19 protein-coding genes and 1 pseudogene are annotated in these 24,529 nt (G+C 27.7%); 5 read left to right on the top strand and 15 right to left on the bottom strand.

Features of this window, described 5'->3' with window-relative positions:
* Window positions 1-129 precede the first annotated feature (129 nt).
* The 4 genes from leuS to nadD all read right to left on the bottom strand — a co-directional run bounded on the left by leuS (window position 130) and on the right by nadD (window position 4,630).
* A complete protein-coding gene (gene leuS, locus KGF36_RS00880) occupies window positions 130-2,550 on the bottom strand; it encodes a leucine--tRNA ligase (RefSeq protein ID WP_227828160.1) in 2,421 nt (806 codons plus the stop codon).
* Window positions 2,551-2,900: 350 nt separating this feature from the next.
* Window positions 2,901-3,251: a ribosome silencing factor gene (rsfS, locus tag KGF36_RS00875; RefSeq protein ID WP_227828159.1), complete on the bottom strand. Its 351-nt coding sequence runs from the start codon at window positions 3,249-3,251 to the stop codon at window positions 2,901-2,903.
* A gap of 116 nt (window positions 3,252-3,367) precedes the next feature.
* Window positions 3,368-3,940, bottom strand: a complete 573-nt coding sequence (gene yqeK, locus KGF36_RS00870) for a bis(5'-nucleosyl)-tetraphosphatase (symmetrical) YqeK (protein WP_227432521.1) — start codon at window positions 3,938-3,940, stop codon at window positions 3,368-3,370.
* Window positions 3,941-4,630 (bottom strand): nicotinate-nucleotide adenylyltransferase, encoded by a 690-nt coding sequence (gene nadD, locus KGF36_RS00865; protein WP_227828158.1) that lies wholly within the window; start codon window positions 4,628-4,630, stop codon window positions 3,941-3,943.
* Between the two features lie 341 nt (window positions 4,631-4,971).
* Here nadD and KGF36_RS00860 point away from each other — a divergent pair.
* The 4 genes and pseudogenes from KGF36_RS00860 (at window position 4,972) to KGF36_RS00845 (ending at window position 9,690) form a co-directional block, all read left to right on the top strand.
* A pseudogene (locus KGF36_RS00860) lies at window positions 4,972-5,601 on the top strand (IS607 family transposase).
* Window positions 5,573-6,703 carry a transposase gene (locus tag KGF36_RS00855; RefSeq protein ID WP_227854556.1) on the top strand — a complete coding sequence of 377 codons (1,131 nt, stop codon included), beginning with the start codon at window positions 5,573-5,575 and terminating at the stop codon, window positions 6,701-6,703. The pseudogene KGF36_RS00860 and the gene KGF36_RS00855 overlap by 29 nt, the downstream one beginning before the upstream one ends.
* A gap of 182 nt (window positions 6,704-6,885) precedes the next feature.
* Complete coding sequence (gene recX, locus KGF36_RS00850) at window positions 6,886-7,524, top strand: recombination regulator RecX (RefSeq protein ID WP_227432519.1); 639 nt, start codon at window positions 6,886-6,888, stop codon at window positions 7,522-7,524.
* Window positions 7,525-7,686: 162 nt separating this feature from the next.
* Entirely contained in the window at window positions 7,687-9,690 is a 2,004-nt protein-coding gene (locus KGF36_RS00845) for an alpha-amylase family glycosyl hydrolase (RefSeq protein WP_227828157.1), read from the top strand.
* A 101-nt stretch (window positions 9,691-9,791) separates the two neighbouring features.
* Here KGF36_RS00845 and KGF36_RS00840 read toward each other — a convergent pair whose 3' ends face one another.
* The 10 genes from KGF36_RS00840 to KGF36_RS00795 form a co-directional block, all read right to left on the bottom strand.
* Window positions 9,792-10,103, bottom strand: coding sequence for an antibiotic biosynthesis monooxygenase (locus KGF36_RS00840; RefSeq protein ID WP_227828156.1), 312 nt, complete (start codon window positions 10,101-10,103; stop codon window positions 9,792-9,794).
* A gap of 78 nt (window positions 10,104-10,181) precedes the next feature.
* Window positions 10,182-11,000, bottom strand: coding sequence for a helix-turn-helix domain-containing protein (locus tag KGF36_RS00835; protein WP_227828155.1), 819 nt, complete (start codon window positions 10,998-11,000; stop codon window positions 10,182-10,184).
* 99 nt (window positions 11,001-11,099) lie between these two features.
* A complete protein-coding gene (locus KGF36_RS00830; RefSeq protein ID WP_227854512.1) occupies window positions 11,100-11,624 on the bottom strand; it encodes an ECF transporter S component in 525 nt (174 codons plus the stop codon).
* Window positions 11,625-11,649: 25 nt separating this feature from the next.
* Window positions 11,650-12,792, bottom strand: a complete 1,143-nt coding sequence (locus tag KGF36_RS00825) for a pyridoxal-phosphate-dependent aminotransferase family protein (protein ID WP_227854511.1) — start codon at window positions 12,790-12,792, stop codon at window positions 11,650-11,652.
* 386 nt (window positions 12,793-13,178) lie between these two features.
* The gene (locus KGF36_RS00820) at window positions 13,179-15,563 is read right to left on the bottom strand and encodes an FtsX-like permease family protein (RefSeq protein WP_227842105.1); all 2,385 of its coding nucleotides are present in this window, start codon (window positions 15,561-15,563) and stop codon (window positions 13,179-13,181) included.
* Window positions 15,556-16,239 carry an ABC transporter ATP-binding protein gene (locus KGF36_RS00815; protein WP_227828151.1) on the bottom strand — a complete coding sequence of 228 codons (684 nt, stop codon included), beginning with the start codon at window positions 16,237-16,239 and terminating at the stop codon, window positions 15,556-15,558. The genes KGF36_RS00820 and KGF36_RS00815 overlap by 8 nt, the downstream gene beginning before the upstream one ends.
* 115 nt (window positions 16,240-16,354) lie before the next feature.
* Window positions 16,355-17,689, bottom strand: coding sequence for a sensor histidine kinase (locus KGF36_RS00810; RefSeq protein ID WP_227854510.1), 1,335 nt, complete (start codon window positions 17,687-17,689; stop codon window positions 16,355-16,357).
* Complete coding sequence (locus tag KGF36_RS00805) at window positions 17,659-18,366, bottom strand: response regulator transcription factor (RefSeq protein WP_227854509.1); 708 nt, start codon at window positions 18,364-18,366, stop codon at window positions 17,659-17,661. Before KGF36_RS00805 ends, KGF36_RS00810 begins: the two co-directional genes overlap by 31 nt.
* A gap of 327 nt (window positions 18,367-18,693) precedes the next feature.
* On the bottom strand, window positions 18,694-20,538 hold the full coding sequence (locus KGF36_RS00800) for a bifunctional metallophosphatase/5'-nucleotidase (RefSeq protein ID WP_227828148.1): 1,845 nt from the start codon (window positions 20,536-20,538) through the stop codon (window positions 18,694-18,696).
* Window positions 20,539-20,748: 210 nt separating this feature from the next.
* Entirely contained in the window at window positions 20,749-21,633 is an 885-nt protein-coding gene (locus KGF36_RS00795; RefSeq protein WP_227828147.1) for a DUF4846 domain-containing protein, read from the bottom strand.
* A gap of 206 nt (window positions 21,634-21,839) precedes the next feature.
* Here KGF36_RS00795 and KGF36_RS00790 point away from each other — a divergent pair, with 206 nt between their 5' ends.
* Window positions 21,840-22,757 (top strand): ribonuclease Z, encoded by a 918-nt coding sequence (locus KGF36_RS00790; RefSeq protein ID WP_227828146.1) that lies wholly within the window; start codon window positions 21,840-21,842, stop codon window positions 22,755-22,757.
* 140 nt (window positions 22,758-22,897) lie between these two features.
* Here the strand turns inward: KGF36_RS00790 and KGF36_RS00785 are convergent, their stop codons facing one another.
* Complete coding sequence (locus tag KGF36_RS00785; protein WP_227828145.1) at window positions 22,898-24,232, bottom strand: CoA-disulfide reductase; 1,335 nt, start codon at window positions 24,230-24,232, stop codon at window positions 22,898-22,900.
* Between the last annotated feature and the right edge of the window lie 297 nt (window positions 24,233-24,529).

Raw genomic sequence — 24,529 nt, 5'->3', positions numbered from 1 at the left:
GAATTTAAAATAAATTATATCATAGAGTTTAAAATAAAATTTCCCCCTACTGCAATTTTTTAATTATATTGCAATAAGGGGATTTTATTTTATAGCTTTATTTTTTTATTTATTTCACAATTTTTTTATTTATTTCACAACTATATTAACTAATTTCTTAGGAACTGCAACAACTTTAACTATAGTTTTATCTTCAACTAGAGCTTTAATTTTTTCATCTTCTAAAGCCACTTTTTCCATATCTTCTTTAGATATATTTGAGCTAACAGTTAACTTTCCTCTGACCTTTCCATTAACTTGTACAACAACTTCTATTTCATCTTTTACTAGTGCTGTTTCATCATATTTAGGCCAATCTATATCAAAGACACTTCCTTCTTGACCTATCATAGTCCATAATTCTTCACCTAAATGAGGTGCAAATGGTGAAATTATAGTTACTATTGTTTGTACACCTTCTTTTATAACTGCTTCATTTATATTATCTAGCTCCTTATATTTGTACATATCATTTATTAATTCCATAAGAGCTGATATAGCAGTGTTAAATCCAAATTTCTCACTTAAATCTACAGTAACTTTTTTAAGTGTAGAATGTATAGTATATCTCATATCTTTATCTTGAGAACTTAACTCGCCAAACTCAACATCTTTTTTGAAGACATCTGCTAACTCATCAACTAATCTATATACTCTATTTAAGAATCTAAAGCATCCATCAACACCTTGCTCTGACCAGTCTAAATCTCTTTCTGGTGGTGCTGCAAATAATACGAAAAGTCTTGCAGTATCTGCTCCATATTCATCAATTATATCCATAGGAGATACTGTATTGCCTTTAGACTTACTCATCTTAGAACCGTCCATAAGAACCATACCTTGAGTAAGTAAGTTTTTAAATGGTTCATCAAAGTCTACCATGCCCATACTCTTAAATGCTTTTACAAACCATCTAGCATAAAGTAAATGCATTATAGCATGTTCTACTCCACCTATATATTGGTCTACCGGATGCCATCTGTTAACTAAGTCTTTACTAAATGGTTCATCTTCATTTTTATTGTCTACATATCTTAAGAAATACCAAGAAGAATCAACAAATGTATCCATAGTGTCAACTTCTCTTCTAGCTGGTTTTCCACAGTGAGGACAAGTTGCTGACATAAACTGTTTTGAAGTAGTAAGTGGAGACTCTCCTTTTCCAGTAAATTCAACATCTGTTGGTAAAAGAACTGGTAAATCTTCTTTCTTAACTGGAACTATTCCACACTCATCACAATAAACTACAGGTATAGGACAACCCCAATATCTTTGTCTTGAAACTAACCAGTCTCTTAATCTATAATTAATTGTTCTCTTTCCTCTACCTTCTTTTTCTAATTTATTTATTATTCCTTCAAATCCTTCTGAAGCATCTAATCCATCAAATTCTTCTGAATTTATCATTTTATTATCTTCTGTTATTACATCTATTATATCTAGATTATATTTTTCAGCAAAATCTCTATCTCTTTCATCATGTGCAGGAACTGCCATTATAGCACCTGTTCCATATTCAACTAATACATAGTTTGCTATCCATAGAGGAACTTTTTTTCCATTTAAAGGATTTATAACATATCTACCTATAAACATACCTTCTTTTTCTACATCAGCTGCTGTTCTCTCTATTTCTGTCATAGTATGCATTTTTTGAACAAAAGCTTCAACATCTGCTTCATACTCAGTACCAGCAACCAATTCTTTAACTAGTTCATGTTCTGGAGCAAGTACCATATAAGTAACTCCATAAGTTGTATCTGGTCTAGTTGTAAATACTGTCATAGATTTGTCAGTTCCATCTATATCAAATACTAAATCTGCTCCTGTACTTTTTCCTATCCAGTTTCTTTGCATTATTTTAACTTTTTCTGGCCATCCATCTAATGTATCTAAATCATTAAGTAATTCTTCTGCAAATTCAGTAGTTTTAAAATACCATTGTTCTAAGTCTTTCTTTAATACTGTTGATTTACATCTTTCACATGCTCCTTGAACAACTTGTTCATTTGCAAGAACAGTCTCACAAGAAGGACACCAGTTAACATAAGATTTTTTCTTATATGCAAGACCATGTTCTAAAAATTTCAAAAATATTTCTTGAGTAAATCTATAGTATTCTGGAGTTGAAGTTGCTACTTCTTTATCCCAATCATAGCTAAGCCCTAATAAATTTAATTGTTCTTTCATTTCTTCTATATTTTCCATTGTCCATTTATGTGGATGTATTCCATGTTTTATAGCTGCATTTTCAGCTGGCAAACCAAAAGAATCCCATCCCATTGGATGAAGTACATTATAACCTTCCATTTTTTTGAATCTTGCGACAACATCACCTATAGAATAGTTTCTAACATGTCCCATGTGTATCTTTCCAGACGGATAAGGGAACATTTCTAATGTGTAATAATTAGGTTTTTCAGTTTGTGCTGTATCCATTTTGTATTGGTTATTATCTTTCCAAATTTTTTGCCATTTCGATTCTACTTGTTTAAAATTATATACGCTCATATTTTGCCTCCTATTTTTAGTTGCGTTCAACTACTTTGTTTAATATTATTTACTTATAATTTCCAAATAATTCTTTGAAAATAAAAAATCCTCGTCACTAAACTTACGTTTAGGGACGAGGATAAATCTTCGCGGTACCACCCTAATTAGCCTACTTTTATAGACTCTCTTAGATAGCTTTTAATCCAGCCATGGAGAATAGGTTTTAATCTAGTAAGTTCAAAGTTATATAATATTAGTTCTCACCTTACACTAACTCTCTGAAAAAATATAATCTTTTACTGCTCTAGTCTATTCAATTCAATACAATTTTTCAAATTTTCTAACTATAATAACATATATTATCATGTTTATGCTAATGTGTCAATATCTATATAAGGTGCATCTTTCCATAATTTTTCTAAATTATAAAATCCTCTATTTTCCTCATTAAATACATGAACCATTATATCCCCATAGTCAAGAAGTACCCAAGTTTGAGTTCCTTGTCCTTCTTTTCCTCTTGGCTCTAATCCTAGTTTTGCTAATTCATCTTCAACATTACCAGCTATAGCTTTTACTTGTCTTTGAGAAGATGCTGTAGTAATAACAAAATAATCACATAAACTAGAAACTTTTCCTATATTTATTATAACTGTATCTTGACCCAGCTTATCTTCTATGGCATCATATGCTATTTTTGTCATTTGTTCCACTGTCATATAAAATTTCCTCACTTTCCTAATTTAAATACACTTAGTTATTCTAACATATTAATACGATTTTGTAACATAGTCAACTTTAATTTTATTAATATGTTTGCCTTTATATAAGATTTTTATAATAACTTTTCTTTAATTAGGTAGTTTCTTGCCATAACAGTTCTTGGATGTATTTCTTCTTTTTTATTAATGACAAACATTAAAGTATTATTAAATGAAGTTAAAAGTGCTTCGTCAAGCTTACCTTCATAGGCTAATTCTCTCAATGTATCTACAACTGGAAATTTTCTTCCTTCTTCAATTAAATCTGCTATGTAAATTATTTTTTCTAAAAGAGACATATCTTCTCTTCCTGTTGTATGGTATTTAATTGCATTTATAATATCTTCATCTTCTATACCAAACTCATATTCACATATGTATGACCCTATCACACTATGAGATAGAGAGCGGTTTCCATCTTCTATTGGGTCTAAGTATATTTCATACTTATTAACATAATCCTCTACTTCTTTATCACTTAAGTATTTCGCACAATCATGAATCATCCCCGCTATATAAGCTTTTTCTTTGTCACATCCATAAATTTCACACAATTTTACAGCACATTCTGCAACATTTTTTGAGTGACTAAGCCTCCCTACTGGTAGCATTTGATTTAATCTTTGGTTAATATTCTCTAAGTTCATTTAATCATCTCCATATTGATATAGTTTATTTTCATACAAATAATTTTCTACATTTTCGGGTACTAAGTAACGTATAGACTTGCCTTCATTTAGCTGTTCCCTTATATATGTGGATGATATATCCAATGATGGAACATAAACTGTTATAATGTCAGCATTATATTTTTTAGTCAGTTTCTCTATAGTTTCTTGTGACCTTAATAAGCTAATACCTGGTCTAGTCGCAGCTATAAAAGTAGCTAACTCAAAGTTTTGCTTTACATCTTTCCACTCTTCAACACTACAAATAGCATCTGCCCCTGTTATAAAGTAAATATCAGCATTTTTGTATTTTTTCTTTAAATATTTTAATGTATCGATTGTATAAGTCCTTTTATTTCTTTCGATTTCTATTTTTGAAACTAAAAAATCTTCATTGCTTTCAGTTGCTAGAAGTGTCATATTGTATCTATCATACTTATTTGTAGTGATACCTAATTTATGTGGTGGATTTCCTGATGGTATAAAGATAATTTTGTCAATTTCATACTTATCTCTAATAAACTCTGCTGTTGCTAAATGAGCATAGTGTATAGGGTCAAAAGTACCTCCTAATATACCTATTTTGATTTTGCCTTTATGGCGATTAAATTTCTCTAGTTTTTCAGTATTTTTCAATTCTGCCTTCTGAACTAGATTTTTACTTCTCATATTTTGTCTCCTTTTAATGTTATAATACTATTGTACCATTATTTTTTATTTCTTAAAGCTTATAAATTATTTTTTTTGGTATATAATCATATTTATATGGTAAAAAACACTTTAAAAAATAATTATTTAACATAGTTTCACTTAACTTTTTAATAAAAACAACTTTTTATTATTTTGTCTTAATTTAGATTAAATATAACGTATAATTATAAGTTTTTTATTAAATTTTATTAGTTACTTTTGTTAATATAATTACATATAAAAAAGGAGGTTATCTTTAGTTAATAAAAACATAGACAAATATAGTTATTTATAGTAAATCATAGTCAAGAGGTGATTATATGAAAAACAATAACTATAAACCAAAAAAGTTTGCAGAGTTAATTAATATTTCAGTCAGAACTCTGCAACGTTGGGATGTTGAAGGGAAGTTAAAGGCTTTTAAAACTCCAACAGATAGAAGATACTATACTTATGAACAATATTTAGAATATAAAGGAATACATAAAGAACAGGTAAATAGAAAAATTGTTATTTATACAAGAACTTCAACTTCTAATCAAAAAGATGATTTGAAAAATCAAGTGGAGTTTCTTAGACAATATGCAAATGCTAAAGGAATAATAGTAGATGAAGTTATTGAAGATTGTGGAAATGGACTAAATTATAATCGTAAAAAGTGGAATAAACTAATTGATAGTTGTATGACTAATGAGGTAAATACGATTATTGTAACTCATAAAGATAGATTCATTCGATTTGGATATGAATGGTTTGAGAGATTTTTAGGTAAATTCAATGTAGATATTATAGTTGTAAATAATTAAAGTCTTTCACCACAAGAAGAATTAGTTCAAGATATAATATCAATACTTCATAGTTTTAGTTGTCGCATATATGGATTAAGAAAATACAAGAAAAAGATTAGAGAGGATGAAGAAGTTGAAAAGAGCATACAAAATAGAAATTAATCCTACTACTGAACAAAAATCTAAAATACATCAAACGATTGGTGTTAGTAGATTTATATATAACTTCTATATTGCTCACAATAAAGAAGTTTATGAGAGTAAAGGTAAATTTATAAGCGGTATGGATTTTTCTAAATGGTTAAACAATGAATATATTCCTAATAATCAAGATATGAAATGGATTAAAGATGTATCTTCTAAGGCTACAAAACAAGCTATTATGAATGGAGATAAAGCCTTTAAAGATTTCTTTAAAAAAACTAAAAGTTTTCCTAAATTCAAGAAAAAGAATAACAAAACTGATTGGACTATTGAAAGGCATAGGGTCAAAATACCTACTCTTGGTTGGGTAAGACTAAAAGAATTTGGATATATACCAACAAATTCAATAGTTAAAAGTGGTACAGTAAGTCAAAAATCTAATAGATACTATGTATCTATATTAGTTGAGGAAGATGATATTCAAGTATCTAAATGTACTAATGAAGGAATAGGTATTGACTTAGGAATTAAAGATTTTGCAATATGTTCAAATGGAAGTAAATTTAAAAATATAAATAAGACTTCAACTATCAAAAAAGTTGAAAAGAAATTAAAAAGAGAGCAAAGAAAACTTTCAAGAAAATATGAGAGTTTAAAAGTAAGAAATAAAAATATAAAAGAAGGAGTAGCTACTCGTCAAAATATCCAAAAACAGATAGCCAAAGTACAAAAAATTCATCAAAGATTAGCTAATATAAGAACTGATTATATTAATAAAACAGTATTTCAGGTAACAGAGCAAAAGCCAAGCTATATAACTATTGAAGATTTAAATGTTAGTGGAATGATGAAGAATAAGCATTTATCAAAGGCTATATCAAGTCAAAAGTTCTTTGAATTTAGAACTAAACTAACTGCTAAGTGCAAACAAAATAATATAGAACTTAGAGTAGCTGATAGATGGTATCCATCATCAAAGACTTGTAGCCAATGTGGAGAGGTTAATAAAGGTTTAAAACTTAAAGATAGAGTGTACAAATGTGAATGTGGATTATCTATTGATAGAGATTTAAATGCAAGTCTTAATCTTAAAAATGCTAAAAAATATAAGATAGCTTAAAATCAAAGTGATTCGCCCACACGTGGCTTAAAAGTACTTATATATGTACGGAGGGCTAACTTCGGAATTTAAGCCTTTGGAGAACTATACCAAATCGTAGTAGCTTAGGCAAGGCGAGGTTCAGTGAAGAAGGAAAAATCTCGATATGGATATATTTGACCATATTTTGAGTAGCAGGAATTATGAGTATAATTACAAAAATAGAACAACAAAAAAGAAATGATGATAGAGTAAATATTTATGTTGATGATAAATTTTTTATTGCTATATTTAAAGAACTTGTTTATACATTTAATTTAAAAAAAGGAAATGAAGTAAATGAAGAGGAATTAAAATCTATTTTAGATGATGAGATGTATATAAAAGCTAAAAATAAAGCATTAAATATTTTATCTCGTGCTGACCAGTCTGAAAAAAAAATGAAAGAAAAACTATCAGCAGATTTTGAGGAAGATACAATTGATAGAGTTATAGATTTTCTTAAAAATTATAATCTTGTAAATGACAATATATTAGCTCAGAAAATAGTTAATACCAACGTTAATTTAAACAAATGTGGTAAAAACAGAATTAAACAAAATTTATACAATAAAGGTATTGAGAGAAGTGCAATTGATGAAGCAGTATCAGAATTAGACAAAGATACTGAATTTGAAAATGCCATGTATCTAGCAAAAAAAAGATATGAGAGAGTAAAAAAAGAAGATAAAAAGAAAATATATCAAAAAATTTCTCAACATCTTTCCTATAAAGGCTTTGATTATGATATTATTAAAAGAGTTTTAAATAAACTTTTAAATTTTGATGAATCTGATATATAAGTATATTTTTAAATATACTAAGGAGGTAAATTATGAAACTAATTATTGGTGGTTTAAGCTTTTTATTAGGATTATATAATATATATCAATTATATAGAGAAGATAGTATGAGATAAGTATTATTTTATTAAAATATAATATTTATTATGGAGGGGAAATCAAATGAAAAGTCAAAAAAGATTTAAAATTTTAGATGTTGATATTTACCTACAACCATTCGAGTCTGACATAAAAAAAAGAATGAAACACTATGAAGATGTAAAAGCAAAAATATTAACTAACTGTGAAAATTTTAGTTCTTTTGCAAATGGTCATCTTTATTATGGATTCCATCAAACAAATGATGGATGGTTTTATAGAGAGTGGGCTCCAAATGCAGATAGTTTATCATTAATTGGTGACTTTAATAATTGGAGTAGAAAATCCCATCCTCTAAAAAAAATAGATTCTGGTAATTGGGAAATTTTCATACCTGATAAAAACAGCTTACCTCATAAATCCGAGGTGAAGGTACAGGTCACTGCAAATGGTGAAATATTTGACCGTATACCATTATACATAAAGAGGGTAATACAAAAAGATTCTGGTAACTTTAATGGGCAGATATGGCAACCAAAAACTCGATTTAGTTGGACTGATAATGAATTTGACTTAAAAAACATAACTTCTCCTTTAATCTACGAATGTCACATAGGTATGGCTACTGAAAAAGAATCTATTGGAACTTATAATGAATTTACTGAAAACATACTTCCTAGGATAAAGAAAGCTGGATACAATACTATTCAACTTATGGCTATCATGGAACATCCATATTATGCTTCTTTTGGATACCAAGTTTCAAACTTTTATGCAATTTCATCTAGGTTTGGTACACCTGAAGACTTAAAAAATCTTATAAATACAGCTCATTCAATGGGAATTGCTGTTTTGTTAGATTTAGTTCACTCTCATGCTGTAAAAAATACTTTAGAGGGAATAAATGAATTTGATGGAAGTGAGCATCAATTTTTCCATTCAGGTTCAAAAGGTAATCACCCTGCTTGGGGAACAAAGCTCTTTAACTACGGTAAACCTGAGGTAATTCATTTTTTACTTTCAAATATAAAATTTTGGCTAAATGAGTATCATTTTGATGGTTTTAGATTTGATGGTGTAACCTCAATGCTATATCATAACCATGGTCTTGGAGTTTCATTTGACAGCTATAAAAAGTATTTCAGTACAAACACAGATATGGAAGCTATAACATACCTTCAATTTGCAAATGAACTAATAAAAGAAATCAAACCTAATTCAATAAGCATTGCAGAAGATATGAGTGGAATGCCTGGAATGTGTATACCTATAAGAGATGGTGGAATTGGCTTTGACTATAGATTAGCAATGGGAGTACCTGATTTTTGGATAAAGACTATTTCAAATTCTTATGATGAAAATTGGGATTTAGGCAAAATGTGGCACGAGCTTACTACTAGACGCCCTGGTGAAAAAAACATTGGATATTGTGAATCTCATGACCAAGCATTAGTTGGTGACAAGACAATTATATTTTGGTTAGCAGATAAAGAAATGTACTGGAATATGGAAATAAACTCAAATAATCATATTATTAATAGAGCTATGGCTCTAAACAAACTAATTAAATTAGCAACATTTTCTCTAGCTGGTGAAGGATACCTAAATTTTATGGGAAATGAATTTGGACACCCTGAATGGATTGATTTTCCACGTGAAGGAAACAATTGGAGTTATAAATATGCTAGAAGACAATGGAGTCTTTCAGAAAATGATAACTTAAAATATAAACAACTATTAAACTTTGATAAATCTATGCTTGAACTTACAAAATACAGTGATATTTTTACACAGAATAGCTATGAACTTGTACATATGGATAATGAGAAAAAACTTTTAGTATACAGTAAGGATAAATATTTATTTATATTTAATTTTCATCCTAATCTGATGCAATCAGTAGACATATCAAAGTTCCAAGACAAAAAATACAAGACAGTATTAAGTACTGATATGATAGAATTTGGAGGAAAAACAAGACCAGAAAACTTAATAGACTACGATATCTATTTTACTTCTACTCCTCCATCTTCTAAAATACCTATTGCATCTCGCACAGCAATAGTACTTTTAAATAATACTATCTAGATAAATAACTACTAAAAGCCAAATAACAATTTTGATTTTGATACAAAATGTTATTTGGCTAATTTATTTTCTTGCTACTTAATTATTTTTTACATCTGACATTATAACTTCCAATTTTTAATTTGTGGCATTATATTCATCTTAACAGTCTGTGTCTTTAAAGCATTTCTAAATTTTTCAGTAGATATATTTTTAAACATTTTACTAGAAGCACTTTTAAGATTTTCCATAGAATCCCAGTGTTGTATCATAATCCATTTTTGATTTTTTTCGTCATATAAAAGCTCAGTATCAATAAATCCCGATTGAACAGAGTGAAAATTTATTTCTAAATCATTTACAATCTCTACAAATGCATCTTTTGATAAATGCTCTTCCACATTAAATTCTACTATTTCTGTAATAATTTTCATATACAAACCCTCCAATTTATATTTCTTACATCATAACAAGAAGTAAATTAAAGGTATTGTAAAAAATCGACAATATAATTATAAATAGTTATACTTTGTATTTTCTTTAATAGTTTTATGCTCATTAATAAATTTAATTGGCGATACTCCTGAAAACTGTTTAAATTCTTTAATAAAATGAGCTTGGTCATAATATTCATTTTCATAAATCAGGTCAATTAAGTCATTATTTTTAGAGTTATAAATGAGCTGATTGCTTGCCATTTTAAATCTATATATTTTCCTTAGTGTTTTAGGTGTATATCCAGTATATTTTAAACAAGCTCTTTCTAACGTTTTAATATTTATGTTCATATCATCACAAAACAATTTTATAGTGCTATATTGATTATTATATATAAATAAATCCAGAAGATTTACCATCTTATTTGCAACTAAATCTTCATCTAGTACAGATACTAATATTTTTTCTAAATGTAAAACTATATCTTCTATTGATGATATTTGATTTAATGTACTTTCCAATTTCCCAACAAAACCTTCTGATACTTGTTTTAAATCAACAATTTGACTCTTAAACTCTGAAATTGGTATCTTTAAAAATGGATAAAGCCCAAATGGATAAAAAGAAATACCCATAACACGTATATTTCCACGTTGAATAACAAATCCATGTTTATCTCTTATTCCATTAAAATGTATATTACTTGCATTATAATTTTTATTTTCAATCTTATATTCCATAACATCAGAAAGATTAATGATAATATCTACACTATCTGTAGGCAATAACTTATTATTTAGCAATATATTTGATTTTGTCTCAAGATACCAAATAAACTTTACCCAGGGTTTTAAACGAGCATTTCTAACTGCATACCTTGTAACTGATAACATCGTAATTAACCTCTATCCTAAATTTTTTTATCATTATATACTCTATCTTAATATTATACAATATAATTTATCCTATCAAAAACTTAATCTATTCTATATCTAACTTATACATTTTTTTAATGCTTTAGAAATAGGAAGTGCTATTATAAGACCTATTAATACCTGCATTAAATTGCCTGGTATTGAAGTAAGTGGAGTTATAAAATTACCATAAAGTATAACCTCTGTTACATAATATCCAAACAACATCCAAATTGATGAAACTACTACTCCTATTACATTAATCAAAAAATTTTCTCCATTCTTGCCATTTGCCCATACAATCTTTCCAAGTAAATACCCCATGACACCTCTGACTATAAATGTAAATGGAGCCCATAGAGTCCACCCAGATATCAAATCAAAGAGAGCCATCCCAATAGCACCAGATAAAGCACCTTTTTTACTTCCAAATACTATTGCTGATATAAATAACATTGCTGTTCCTAAATGTACAAGACCTCCATTTATAGATATTGGCAATCTTATATTTATAAATTTAGTTGCAACAAATACCAACGCTATTAATAGTGAAGTTTCCACCAAATCTTTTGTTGTAAACTTCTGTTTAGCTGTAGCTTCCATACCGTATCCCCCTTTTATATTGTGACTAAAAATAATATTTATTAAATAAATCTATTAAACTTCCATTTGCATCAAATTCTAGTTCTTTTAAACTTTTATCTAATACATTTAATATGTGAACTATTTTATCAAGATTAGCATTTTCCCCCATATGACCTATTCTCAAAATAGTATCCATATATTGATTTAATGATGTTGCAACAAGTGTATTGTAATTTTTAAGCATATAATCAGTAAGTTTTAATGCTCCTATACTTTCAGGTATTTTTATTGCTGTCACTGTATTAGAATATCCTTCTTCTAAAAATAATTCTAAACCATATTCCTTAACAGCTTGTCTTACACTAGAAGCTATTTTCTCATGTCTACTTAATACCTTTTCTACACCCTCTTCTAGTATATTGTCTAATGCTCTATCAAGACCCATTATGTCACTTATTGGCATTGTATAAGGGAAATATTTTTTTTCATAATATCCTTCCCATATACTTAAATTACAATAAAAACCTACTATGTCTGTTTTTCTATTTTTTATACAATTCTTTGCATCTTGACTTATACCAACTATAGTAAGACCCGCAGGTGCAGAAATAGCTTTTTGAGAACCTCCTAATATTACATCTATTTTAGATTCATCTACATTTAACCTTTCTCCCACCATACCTGCTACAGAATCAACTACAGTTAAGATTCCATATTCCTTCAATAGTGGACATATCTTACTTACATCATTTAATACACCTGTTGGAGTATCACAATGAACCACTGTTGCATATTTAAAATCATTATCCTTTTCTAAAAACTTTCTTAGCTCATCAACATCTATACTTTTTGTATATTCACTTGAAAAAAGCACATACTCCCCACCATACATATTTACAAAGTCTTTAAATCCCTCTCCATATATACCATTGTCAATTACAAGAACCCTATCATCCTTCTCAGTCAGTGATGCACAAGCTGCTTCAAGTCCCAATATTCCTTCACCACTTAATATGTAAATATCGTTCTTTGTACCAACTATATTTCCAAATTTTTCACATGTCTTCTTATAAAATTCAACAAAATCAACATCTATATCTGGGTTAGTTGTTTTCTCTGCTCTTATTAATCTTACATTTTCTCTAGTTTCTGTTGGTCCTGGTGCATAATTGATTTTATTATTCATATATATCAGCTCCTTTTTATTTTCTATACGATTATTATACAAAATTTTCATTTTTTATGGTACAATTTTAAGTTTTTTTAAAATTGTACCGATACATTTTTTCTAATAACAATCTTCTGAATATTAAACATACTCTTATTTACTACTTAAATCTATACATTTTTTCTGATAACAATCTTCTGAACATTAAACACACTATCACTTACCACTTAAATTGATAAGTTATATTGATAAGAATTTTATAACAATAAAAACGACAAAAAACAGGACATATGAACATTTAAGCCACTTGCCCTGTATTTGTATATATTATCAACCTAATTTAATTCTATTTTTATATTTTCTCTAATTCTGTTTAAAAATTAAATATAGCTTTCTATACATTTTTATTCACTATATCTTACTCTATCAATAAGAGATTCTTTGTTAAAACTTCTTCCTATTAAGTAAGTTGTTATAAATTGAGCTATAAGGATAAATACAACCATAAATAAAATTGGTACTATTGGTAAAGCGTATGTTGCATATGATAATCCAGTTTTTCTTAAAAATACAACTGCAAAGTATCCTAACGTACCTCCAAAGACGATACTTCCTATCATCATTCTAGAAGTGTAATATATAGCTTCTGAATTAAGCATTTTTACTAATTGCTTATTAGTAAGTCCAATTGCTTGAAGCATCCCAAGTTCTTTTTTTCTAGTAACTATACTAGTTATCATTGTATTTACAAGATTCATAAATCCAATAACACCTATTATACCAGTTAAAGTATAGCCCATTATTTTTATAAATGAGATTGTAGCCTTATTTGATTCGATTCTACTATCTATAAAATCCGTTTCTAAATATCCGTTAGATTTAGCAATTTTCTTTATAGTGTCTTTAACTTCTTGATACTTTCCTTCTTCAGTATATATTCCAATGGTACTTGTTGTATCATATTTCAAAGTTCTATCTATAAAATCTTTTCCTATCCCAAAACTTGGAGTTCCCATAGCTATTGCTTGAACTTTAAATTCTTTTTTTATCTCTTTATCTCCATCATATAGAGTTAATTTTATTTTATCTCCAGCCTTTACACCCATTTCTTTTGCTGTATCAAGGTGAGTAATGACTATTTCATCTCCTGTTTGTAACCTTTCAAAATTTATTTTTCCATCTATTAGATTTTTATTTAATGAATTCACATCATTTTCGTTTATGCTCTGTAAAAGGTCATGTTCAAATTCAACATTATAATCTTCCATTCCAATTTTTACAGAGTTTCCTAATTCAGTTTTTTTGACTCCCTCTATACTCTTTATTTGATTTAAAAAATCTTTACCTAATGGATTATTCATTTGTAGAATATTCAAATTATTTTCAGGATTCTTGTCGCTATTCATTTCATATCCAGTAAATCTAACTTCTATATCATAAGGGAAATGCTCTCTAGCCATCTTCTCAGCGTTAAAACTTTCTAAAGCAGTCGATACTGTTATAAATATAGTTCCACTTAATATAAGAGATGTCAATGTCATATAAGTACGCTTTTTATTTCTTTCTAAATTCGCTTTTGATAAGTTCTTTAAATTTATATTTTTATGCCCTTTTCTATTCTTTTTACCACTTATTTCATTTCCAGTATATCTTACTGCATCAACTATAGATACTTTTGAAGCTACTTTCATTGGTTTCAAAAGTGATAAAACAACAGATATAAAACTTATTACCACAACTAATAATAACACTGGTAATTGTGATGATTTTACATCTACATCCATAAATGATTTTATTATAATATTTGCAAGTGCATAGCCTAAAATTATTCCTACTGGTATTGCTATCCCAGCTAATATAAAGCCTTCCTTAAACACTATCGTTTTTACTTGTTTTTTAGTTGCACCAATTGCTCTAAGTTTTCCAAATTCTTGAACTTTGGTAACTATTGAGATGTAAAATATATTATATATTACCAAAATACTAGATAATACAATTACTAAGCCTATAAAAACTCCACCCATAATTGTTTCCATATCTGGTTTTAAAGCATTTATATAATTTTCATTTACAAGTACATTATTAGTATCTAATCCTATATCATTAGCAATCTTATTTAATTTTTCTTTTGCCTGTTCTATAGATAAATCGCTCTTATCTTTTAATCTAACATATATATTGAAATCTTCTTGTGACATATCTCTAGTATTTTTCATATATGTTTCTGATATAATAGCAGAATAATACTTTCCTGCTTCATATATTTCACTAGTTTCTAAGATTCCAGTTATTATAAATTCTTTTTCCATTCTTTTGTCGCTTTTATAATCATCATAAGCTACTTTTATTTTTTCACCTAATTTTTGACCATGACCTAATGCTTTTAAAGCTCCACTATCTAGTACTATTTCATTTTCTTTTGTTGGTAATTTTCCTTTTATAAATTCAAAATTATTTAATTTTAAGCCCTCTTCATTCATATATGATAATGAAATAGTTGTATCATCTTCTAGTTTCTCAACACCTACTCCATTCATTTTTCCAGTTAGCTCAATATCTGCGTGATTACTTAATATGTCAGCTTGTTTTTCATTTACATTTGCTAATACTCCTTGATAATTTCCTGCATACTTTATTGTATTTTCCTTTTGATATTCTCTTGTATCGACAATATAAATACCTATAGATGAAAGCATCAATGTTGAAAGTATTATAGTGATTATTATTAATATACTTTTTGATTTATTTTGTTTTACATTATTTTTTGCTATTTTAGTAGTATTAATCATTTTTGTCACCAACCTTTGATACCTTGCCGTCCTCTATAAATATAACTCTATCAGCCATTTGAGCTATACTATCATCATGAGTTATCATAACTAAAGTTTGACTATATTTCTTAGACATGGACTTTAGTATACTCATAACTTCATCTGATGTTTTAGAATCTAAGTTTCCAGTCGGTTCATCAGCAAGTATTATAGCTGGTCTTGTTGCCAAAGCTCTTGCTATTGCTACTCTTTGTTGTTGACCTCCTGATAATGTATTTGGTAAAACATCATGTTTATTTTCAAGTCCCAAAGATTTTAAAAGGTCTCTTATAAAGTTTTCATCCACAGCTCTTCCATCTAGACCTATTGGTAATACTACATTTTCCCACACATTAAGAGATGGAATCAAATTGTAACTTTGAAATATAAAGCCTATTTTTCTTCTTCTAAATACGGCAAGTTCTTCTTCTTTCAATGTAAATATGTTTTTATTATCAATGTATACCTTGCCAGATGTAGGTATATCAAGACCACCTATCATATGTAATAATGTACTTTTTCCAGAACCAGATTTACCTATTATAGCTACAAATTCACCTTCATTTATTTCTAAATTTACATCATCTAAAGCTTTTACTAGGCTTTCTCCTTTTCCATAATGTTTTGATAAACTTTCAGTATATAATATTTTCATAAAATTATCCCCTCACTCTAAGTTATGTTGCTCCTTAATCATTTACTTTTAATTTGTGGAGCTGTTTATACTTATATAATATATGTAGAGGATTACATTCTCCTTTCAGTAAACATTACATAGTTGTAAGAAACAAAGAAAATTTACTTCCTTTTCCTAGGTTAGAAGATACCATAATATTACCACCTTGTTCTTCTAAAATTTTTCTACTTAAATACAATCCTACACCACTACCTTCTATAGATTCAATTTCTTCATCTATTCCTCTATAAAAACGTTTAAATATATTATTAAATTCGTTTTTTGCAATTCCTCTACCATTATCCTCTATTATGATTTTAAAATAGTTTACAGTCTCTTCTATAGATATATTTACTTGTCCATTTCTTTCTGTATACTTAACAGCATTATCTAATACATTAAAAATACTTTCCTCAGTCCATTTTTTATCATGAGGTATAATTCTACTATTAAATTCATTTAATTTTAATGTTATATTTTTACTTTTTGCTTTAGGTGTTACACTTTCTATAGCATTTAAAATAGTACTTTTTATGTCATTATCTTCTTTTTTTATGCTTATCATACTAATCTCTAGCCTTGATATGTTGACTAAAGAATTTATTAAGTTTTCCAATTTATTTATAGAATTTTTATTAGTCAATAAAAATTCCTGTGCTTCATCTTCGTCTAAATCTTCTTCTATAAGTAATGTATTGTATAATTTTAATGATGCTAAAGGAGTTTTTAATTGGTGGGAAATATCTGTTACCAATGATTTTACACTTTCTTTTTCTTTTTCTAATTTAATAAACTTTATCTTTAAGCTCCTATTTAACTCATACAGACAGTTGTTAATCTTACTAAATGTACCCTCTTTAAAATATTCATTGTATTCTACTAAATATCCAGAACTATCTAACTTGGTACCTTCTTTTAAATAATTTTCTTGTGACATTTGCTCCACTATAAAATAAATCTTGCTTAATCTTTTGTTTATATATCTTATAAAATAATATATTATTCCTGTAACAGCTATAAACATTATTAAAAAAACAAAAATTGATTCTTTAAAAAAAGATTTTAAATATATGCCAAAGTTTTTATCATTTGACATTTTATTTTCTAGCCCATATCCGAATTTTTCAAGTGCTTTTTCTCCAACCTCTGCCTTGCTATAGTCAAAGTTATAAATAGACTTTACTATATCTACCTCATCATCTGGATATTTTTCAATCAACATACCTGCAATACTTTGAGTATTTTTTATTTGATGTTCATATAAGTCATATAGTCTATTGTATTCAAAAAATATAAATACAAGTGTTACTACAAGCATAGATAAAATAGAATATATAACAACCTTTTTCATTATATAATCTTCTTTAATGCTCAAATTATCTTTGATATTTATATCTTTTAACATTTTTTTATACTCTTTTCTCCCCATATATATCCCACTCCTCTTACTGTTTTTATATACTTAGGTTCAGAAGGATTTTTTTCTACTTTTTGTCTAAGTCTTCTTATATTTACTGCGACTGTATTATCATCTACAAAATTACCACTACTATCCCATAAAGATTCTAATAGTTGTTCTTTAGTCAAAGCTTGCATTGAATTTTCCATCAAATATCTTAATAGTTTAGTTTCTGTTTTACTTAAAATTATTTCTTCTTCTTTGTCATCATTTTTTATAATCAATTTATTTTCTATATAATAAAAAAACAAATCATCACAAACCAATAAAGTATAATTCTTTACTGTGTTTACCCTCTTCATAAATGCATTTACTTTTGAGATTAACACCATCAAACTAAATGGCTTTGTAATATAATCATCTGCGCCTAAATCATAACCTGTAACAATATCCACTTCTTCATCAAGCGCTGTAAGCATTATTATGTAAACATCACTTTTCTTTCTAATCTCCTCACAAAAATCAAACCCACTTCCATCTGGTAGACCTATATCAGAAATAATTAAATTTATATCCTCCTTGAAAAAAATACCTCTTGCCTCTTCTATACTAAATGTATTAAAAACATTGTATCCTTCTTTTTTTAATTTAAAGCTAATCCCTCTATTTAAAGATTTATCATCTTCTAAAAGTAATATATTATTCATGCTTTTCCCCTCCATTATTATGTATACTAGCTAAATTATATCATACTAACTAAGCCATTTTATTTGACAATTTATAAATATTTTTTAATCACCAAGAAGATTTTACACACTTAGATAATAAAATAAACATACCAATAATAAGTTAATAATATATTTATTTTTAATCAAGAGTACAATTATTGATTGGATATTACTATACTAAATATAAAAAAACAAAGATAATCCAGTATTTAAACATCCAATTACCTTTGCTTAAGTTTATATTTTATCTAAGACTCAATATCTATTTATTAATAAATAGATATTGAGTCTATTTTATTATTTATTTCATTTTAATTTTTTCTTTTTTAAATTTATCTGGTTAGTGTTAAATAAGTAAATTAAAACACTTGAAGCTGCAAATATAAACATACTATCTTTTATACCTAAATCGCCTGTTTTAGGAGATTTCTCTTTAATTTCTGCTTTGGATGCTTTTATATTAGAACTTTCTCTAGCTTTCATTTTGTCTAAATTTTTACGTTTATTCTCATTTGAGTTTTTAGTATCCTCATTATTTATACTGTCTTCACTATCATTTAAATTGTCTTCATCACCATTTAATACTAAGTTACTCTCATTACTTTTAATTATCAATTCTTCCTTGGTTTTAATGCTAATTCTTCCATCTACACTCTTACAGATTTCTTTTTTATACTCTATATACTCAATTACTGCGCTTTCTAAACTTCCAAAATCTTTTAACATTGGCTCTTTTGATAAACAAGGAAATTCATCTCCACCTAGTGCTATATAATCATTAGTTGCAACTGTATACTCTTTATTCATGTCTAGAGATTTTCCATCTTTCATAATACCAGTTATTTTTTCTCCTTCTTTCTGCTTTGGGTCAAAATAGTATGAGATTCCACCCACTTGTAAAAAGGCTGAATTTTTTTCTGGATAAAGTTTTACTCCATGTTCTAAAACACTTTTAATTTGTTCTCCTGTAAGTTTTTTAGTAACTATAGTGTTGCTAAAAGGGAATACATCTGCAATACTTCCTATTGTTATATCCCCTTTTTCAATTGTATCTCTTATATTCCCCCCGTTAAATAGCGAAATATCTGCTTTAGTTTTATCTAATAAGATATCATTTATTAAATTTCCTAGATTCGTTTCTTTTGTCCTTACATTTTCATATGAGCCATCTAGAGTATTTTTTGTTACTCCTATCACTTTATCTAAAACTTTTTCCTGCTGTTTCTTTATTTCACCAATCTTTTCACTTACGTTAGAATCAAGCTTATACTCTAATGCTTCTTCTTTTTCAATTAATCTTGCTGATTTATTTTCTATTTTTATATGTTCTGTATCATTAGTATCCAATGTTAACTTTACTTCACCAATATGTTCTAGGTATTGCCCTGTACTTACAATCAGTGTATCACCAACCTGTTTACCATTTTCAAACTTAGTATGGCTATGACCATCAATAATTAAATCAATACCATGAACTTTATTTGCTATATCTATACTATTTGGCTTACTTAAACTATTAGTTCCAATATGTGATATTGCAACTATTACATCAGCTCCTTTTCTTTTTAATTCATTTACTTGCCCTTTTGCACTTTCTATAGGATTTCTAAACTCTAATCCTTCTACATTTTTAGAGCCTGTCTTACTTTTTGTTTCTTGAGTTGTAAGCCCAAAAAATCCTATTTTTATACCATCTATTTCTTTTATATCATTACTGTCAAATATGCTCTTATCATCTTCAAATATATTTGATGCTAAAAATTTTAAAGTTTTATCTCCTGAATTAGCAATTTTGGATAGCTCTAATAATCTATCCTTTCCATAATTGAAGTCATGATTTCCTGGAGTAATATAGTCATATCCAACACTTTTAATTAATTCAATTGCATCTTCACCTTTATTCATATTTACTATTGGTAACCCATGTAAGCAATCTCCTGCATCTACTAAAATTGAATTTGGAGTTTCCTTTTTTAATGTAGCTAGATTACCTATTTGTATATACTCATCACCTTCAGCATATCTTCCATGTATGTCATTAGTGTGAAAAATAGTTATTTCTTCAAAGCTCTCTAGTCCATAAGAAATAAAACTCTGGCCTGTTGTAATTAGAATTATAATTACTAAAATTAAATATCTTCTAATTTTCAATATAAGTTATCCTCCTAAAATTAGTTTCAGCTTTAAAATAAGACTCTTATTTTAAGATAAAGCTTTTTAGATAAATATTTAAATATACAAAGTTAATCATTTCGATTTTTAATATTTATCTATCAATTTAATTTTGTCCATATCCAACAGGTTTTAATCTAATTACATTTTTTCACACTTATATTTTTCATTTATTTTATATGTATTTTTTTAGAACCTTTTTAGCTGGTCTCTTTTAAAAGTCCATTGAGGAATTGTTAAATCCCCCTCAAAATTCAAGTTATACCAAGGACTTAAATTTGGTTGTTTACGATTAATAAGAAGCTGAGTTTGTTGAGCAGGCATATAACTTTGAGCTATCATAAAGACCTTTTCTCCAGTTTTTTCATTTTCTGCCATATCCATAATTATACTTGCATGTCCTGGACTGCCTCCAACTATAAAAACATCCCCTATTTTCATATCATCAAGTTGTACAGGTTTTAATTCTTTTTCAAGCGATAAAGTACCTGAATAAGCAAATACTATATCCATAAATTTTCTAAAACTCTCATATGATGTTGAATATTCACTTGCTTTATACCAACTTGAACCACTATCTTTTACTGAAATCCTATAACCTTCTGCCCATTTTGAATACTTAGCCTTAAAACCATCCACAAAGTCAAAACTTATTTCATCATATCTCTTATTCTGATACAGGTATTCTGCTCTCATAAGCATAATTGCATCTGCACATTGATGCAAATCTCTATCGCCAATATCGACATCGAATACACTATCATAGATGCCTTTTGATTCCTTAGTCCTACCATCGTAATACTTGACTTTCTCACCATAATTTTTCAACTTAGTATTCCTCAAAAAACTTTCAAAACTACCTTTTTCTACCTCAACCCTTTTAAATCCTTTTGGTGGTTCATACCTATCTTTTAATATATTTTCATCTTTATGTACTACAATAGCTTGCTCTTCTTTTTTAGAACTTTGAATTTTGTTAGAACCTTCAACTGTTTTTTTACTTTCCCCATTACTACATCCTACTAAAGTCAGTATCATCAATGATAAAATAATAATTCTCTTTGACAGTTTCATTAGACTTACCTCCTATAAATTTTTCAAAAATAAATGTAAAGTTATACTTATAGAGTTTTTGTATATTATTATACAAAATTTCTATTTACTAATATTTCTTGACTCAAATACACATTTATTGTTGTATTTAATGTTAAAATAATTATAATAGGATATCATAATAAAAACAAACAACAGATTTGTGTTAATTTTAGAAAGGGGAAAAAATGATAGATTTAACTTTACTTGGATGTGGTGGAAATGTACCCATGCCACATAGATTTCTATCTTCTGTATTTATGAATTATAAAGGTAGAAAAATACTAATTGACTGTGGTGAAGGCACTCAAGTATCTATGAAGTTGAAAAAATGTGGCTTTAAAGATATAGACTTGATTTGTATAACACATTTACATGGTGACCATATATTCGGACTTTTAGGGCTTCTATCAACGATTGGAAATAGCGGTCGTACAAGTGATTTAACTATAGTTGGCCCTATTGGAATAATTGATTGTATTCGTTCTATGAGAAATTTAGTAGAATATATACCCTATACTTTAAAAATTATAGAAAATCCTCAAGGTAGTTTTTCTTTAGATAATGAGTATTTAAAAAACATAGAGATTTCAACAATCCCTTTAGAACATTCTATAGAGTGTATAGGATATAGTTTTAATTTTAAAAGAAATCCTAAATTTGATATAAATAAAGCAACTCAAAATAAAGTTCCTAAAACAATATGGAAAAAGCTTCAAAATGGTCAAAGTATTGTTTTAAATTCAAAAAAATACACTCCAGACATGGTTTTAGGAGAATCAAGAAAAGGAGTTAAAATAAGTCTTACAACAGACACAAGACCTATAGACTCAATACCTAACTTTATAAAAGATAGTGATTTATTTATATGTGAAGCTATGTATGGTGATGATTTAGATATTTCAAAAGCTGTCAAAAACAAGCATATGACTTTTAGAGAAGCTGCAAATCTTGCAAAACTAGGAAATGTTAAGCAACTTTTATTGACACACTTTAGCCCATCATTAGATATGCCTAACATGTACTTAGAAAATGCTACTAACGTTTTTGAAAATACGATTATTGGTGAAGATAGACTTAGTTTACACTTAAACTTTGATGAATAATTAATTTTATAGCTTTAGTAAAAATTATCCGTAATAAAAATTTAGGAATGAGCTTACCTTAGATAAAATTATTTTAGGGTAAACTCATTCCTTTAATATTTATTACTATTATTTAATTATTAATAGTTGCTTAGATAAAATTATTTAGATACATTTCCAGCTACATTTAATACATCCCATGTTCTTGCAAATGGTGGAGCATAACATAAATCTAACATACCAAGTTGACTTGTAGTCATTTTTCCAAAGATAGCAGCTGCTAACACATTAGTTCTTTGAACAGCATCTTTAAAACCAGCTACTTGCCCACCTAAAATAACTTTTGTATCTGCATCATAAATAAGTTTTACATATATTTTATTTCTTCCAGGATAATAATGAGTTTGATTATAATCAGAAATAAATTTGGATTTGAAGTTTAATCCCAAAGCATTAGCTTGTTTCTCTGTAATTCCAGTTGAGGCAGCCTCCATATCCATAACCTTTATACAACTTGAAGATAGAGAACCTTGATAAGAGACTTCTTTACCTGCTAGATTTTCTCCTACTATCCTACCTAATTTATTTGCTCCAGTTGCTAAAGGTATATATGCGTTTTCATTGCTTACTATATTCTTTATAGTCGCACAATCGCCAGCAGAATATATATCTTCAACAGAAGTTCTTCCATATTCATCAACTACTATAGCTCCATTTTTTAATGTTTTTATATTTGTGTTTTGTAAAAATTCCGTGTTTGGTTTTACACCAGTAGCAATTATCACAACATCTGTATCTATTTCACCTTTATTTGTTATTACTTTTTCCACTCTATCTTTTCCAGACAATTCTACAACTATCTCATTCAAATGCAATTTGACATCGTGATTCCTTATTTCATCCTCTAAGACATCTGTAATTTCCTTATCAAATACTTGTGGTAATATTCTCTCTTCCAATTGAACTACTTGTACATCTTTACCCAATTTCTTGCATGCTTCAACTGCTTCTAATCCTATAAATCCAGCACCTATTATAGTTATTTTTTTTATTTCTTTTCCTCTTAATAATTTTTTTAGATATTCTCCATCATATAAGCTTTTTAGTGTAGAAACATTTTTTAAATTTATATTTTTTATAGGAGGCATTATGCTTCTTGCCCCAGTTGCTATCATCAATTTATCATAGTAATCTTCGTATATCTCATCTGTTTTTACATTTTTTATTTTTATTTTCTTAGACTCAGTATCAACTGCAATAACTTCTCTAAATATATTTAAATCAATACCAGATTCTCTAAGTTTTTCAGGTGTTCTTGCCAATAAATCATTAGCATCATCAAAAAAACCACCTACAAAATATGGCAATCCACAAGCTCCAAAAGACACTATTTCAGTTTTTTCATAAACTACAACCTCATATTCAGGTTTAATTCTTTTTAATTTCGCTGCAGCACTCATACCAGCTGCAACACCACCAATTATTATTACTCTCATTTTATCTCTCCTTAGACGTCTAATTAATTTCTCTACTTATTTTAAACTTTTCATTTGATATCTATTCTATGTATATATTTTCATGGTAATTTTTAGTTATTTTTTTAACATTTTTTTATTTGAAATCAAATTTTATAAAAGTTATTCTTACATCTATTACCCTAATCCAAAGTCTTTAAACATATATTATACCCCATTTCCATCTATTTAATCACATTTTGATAAATTAAATCATTTTATTCTATCTCGGTAAATTGTGATATAATATTGACATTTTTTTAATATATTGATATCATT

Origin of the sequence: Clostridioides sp. ZZV14-6009 (genome assembly GCF_020658095.1) — a bacterium.
Lineage (GTDB): Bacteria > Bacillota > Clostridia > Peptostreptococcales > Peptostreptococcaceae > Clostridioides.
Note: the sequence above shows the minus strand (reverse complement) of the source record. Positions and strands in the feature narration are given on the sequence as shown.

Excerpts from the sequence above, each read along its gene's own strand:
- yqeK (WP_227432521.1), bottom strand. The coding sequence starts at position 3,940 with ATGAACTTAGAGAATATTAACCAAAGATTAAATCAAATGCTACCAGTA.
- KGF36_RS00840 (WP_227828156.1), bottom strand. The coding sequence starts at position 10,103 with ATGAAAATTATTACAGAAATAGTAGAATTTAATGTGGAAGAGCATTTA.
- KGF36_RS00785 (WP_227828145.1), bottom strand. The coding sequence starts at position 24,232 with ATGAGAGTAATAATAATTGGTGGTGTTGCAGCTGGTATGAGTGCTGCA.
- nadD (WP_227828158.1), bottom strand. The coding sequence starts at position 4,630 with ATGAGAAGTAAAAATCTAGTTCAGAAGGCAGAATTGAAAAATACTGAA.
- KGF36_RS00825 (WP_227854511.1), bottom strand. The coding sequence starts at position 12,792 with ATGAATAATAAAATCAATTATGCACCAGGACCAACAGAAACTAGAGAA.
- rsfS (WP_227828159.1), bottom strand. The coding sequence starts at position 3,251 with ATGACAGTGGAACAAATGACAAAAATAGCATATGATGCCATAGAAGAT.
- KGF36_RS00845 (WP_227828157.1), top strand. The coding sequence starts at position 7,687 with ATGAAAAGTCAAAAAAGATTTAAAATTTTAGATGTTGATATTTACCTA.
- KGF36_RS00830 (WP_227854512.1), bottom strand. The coding sequence starts at position 11,624 with ATGGAAGCTACAGCTAAACAGAAGTTTACAACAAAAGATTTGGTGGAA.
- KGF36_RS00795 (WP_227828147.1), bottom strand. The coding sequence starts at position 21,633 with ATGAAACTGTCAAAGAGAATTATTATTTTATCATTGATGATACTGACT.
- KGF36_RS00815 (WP_227828151.1), bottom strand. The coding sequence starts at position 16,239 with ATGAAAATATTATATACTGAAAGTTTATCAAAACATTATGGAAAAGGA.
- KGF36_RS00810 (WP_227854510.1), bottom strand. The coding sequence starts at position 17,689 with ATGGGGAGAAAAGAGTATAAAAAAATGTTAAAAGATATAAATATCAAA.
- KGF36_RS00805 (WP_227854509.1), bottom strand. The coding sequence starts at position 18,366 with ATGAATAATATATTACTTTTAGAAGATGATAAATCTTTAAATAGAGGG.
- recX (WP_227432519.1), top strand. The coding sequence starts at position 6,886 with ATGAGTATAATTACAAAAATAGAACAACAAAAAAGAAATGATGATAGA.
- KGF36_RS00790 (WP_227828146.1), top strand. The coding sequence starts at position 21,840 with ATGATAGATTTAACTTTACTTGGATGTGGTGGAAATGTACCCATGCCA.
- leuS (WP_227828160.1), bottom strand. The coding sequence starts at position 2,550 with ATGAGCGTATATAATTTTAAACAAGTAGAATCGAAATGGCAAAAAATT.
- KGF36_RS00835 (WP_227828155.1), bottom strand. The coding sequence starts at position 11,000 with ATGTTATCAGTTACAAGGTATGCAGTTAGAAATGCTCGTTTAAAACCC.
- KGF36_RS00820 (WP_227842105.1), bottom strand. The coding sequence starts at position 15,563 with ATGATTAATACTACTAAAATAGCAAAAAATAATGTAAAACAAAATAAA.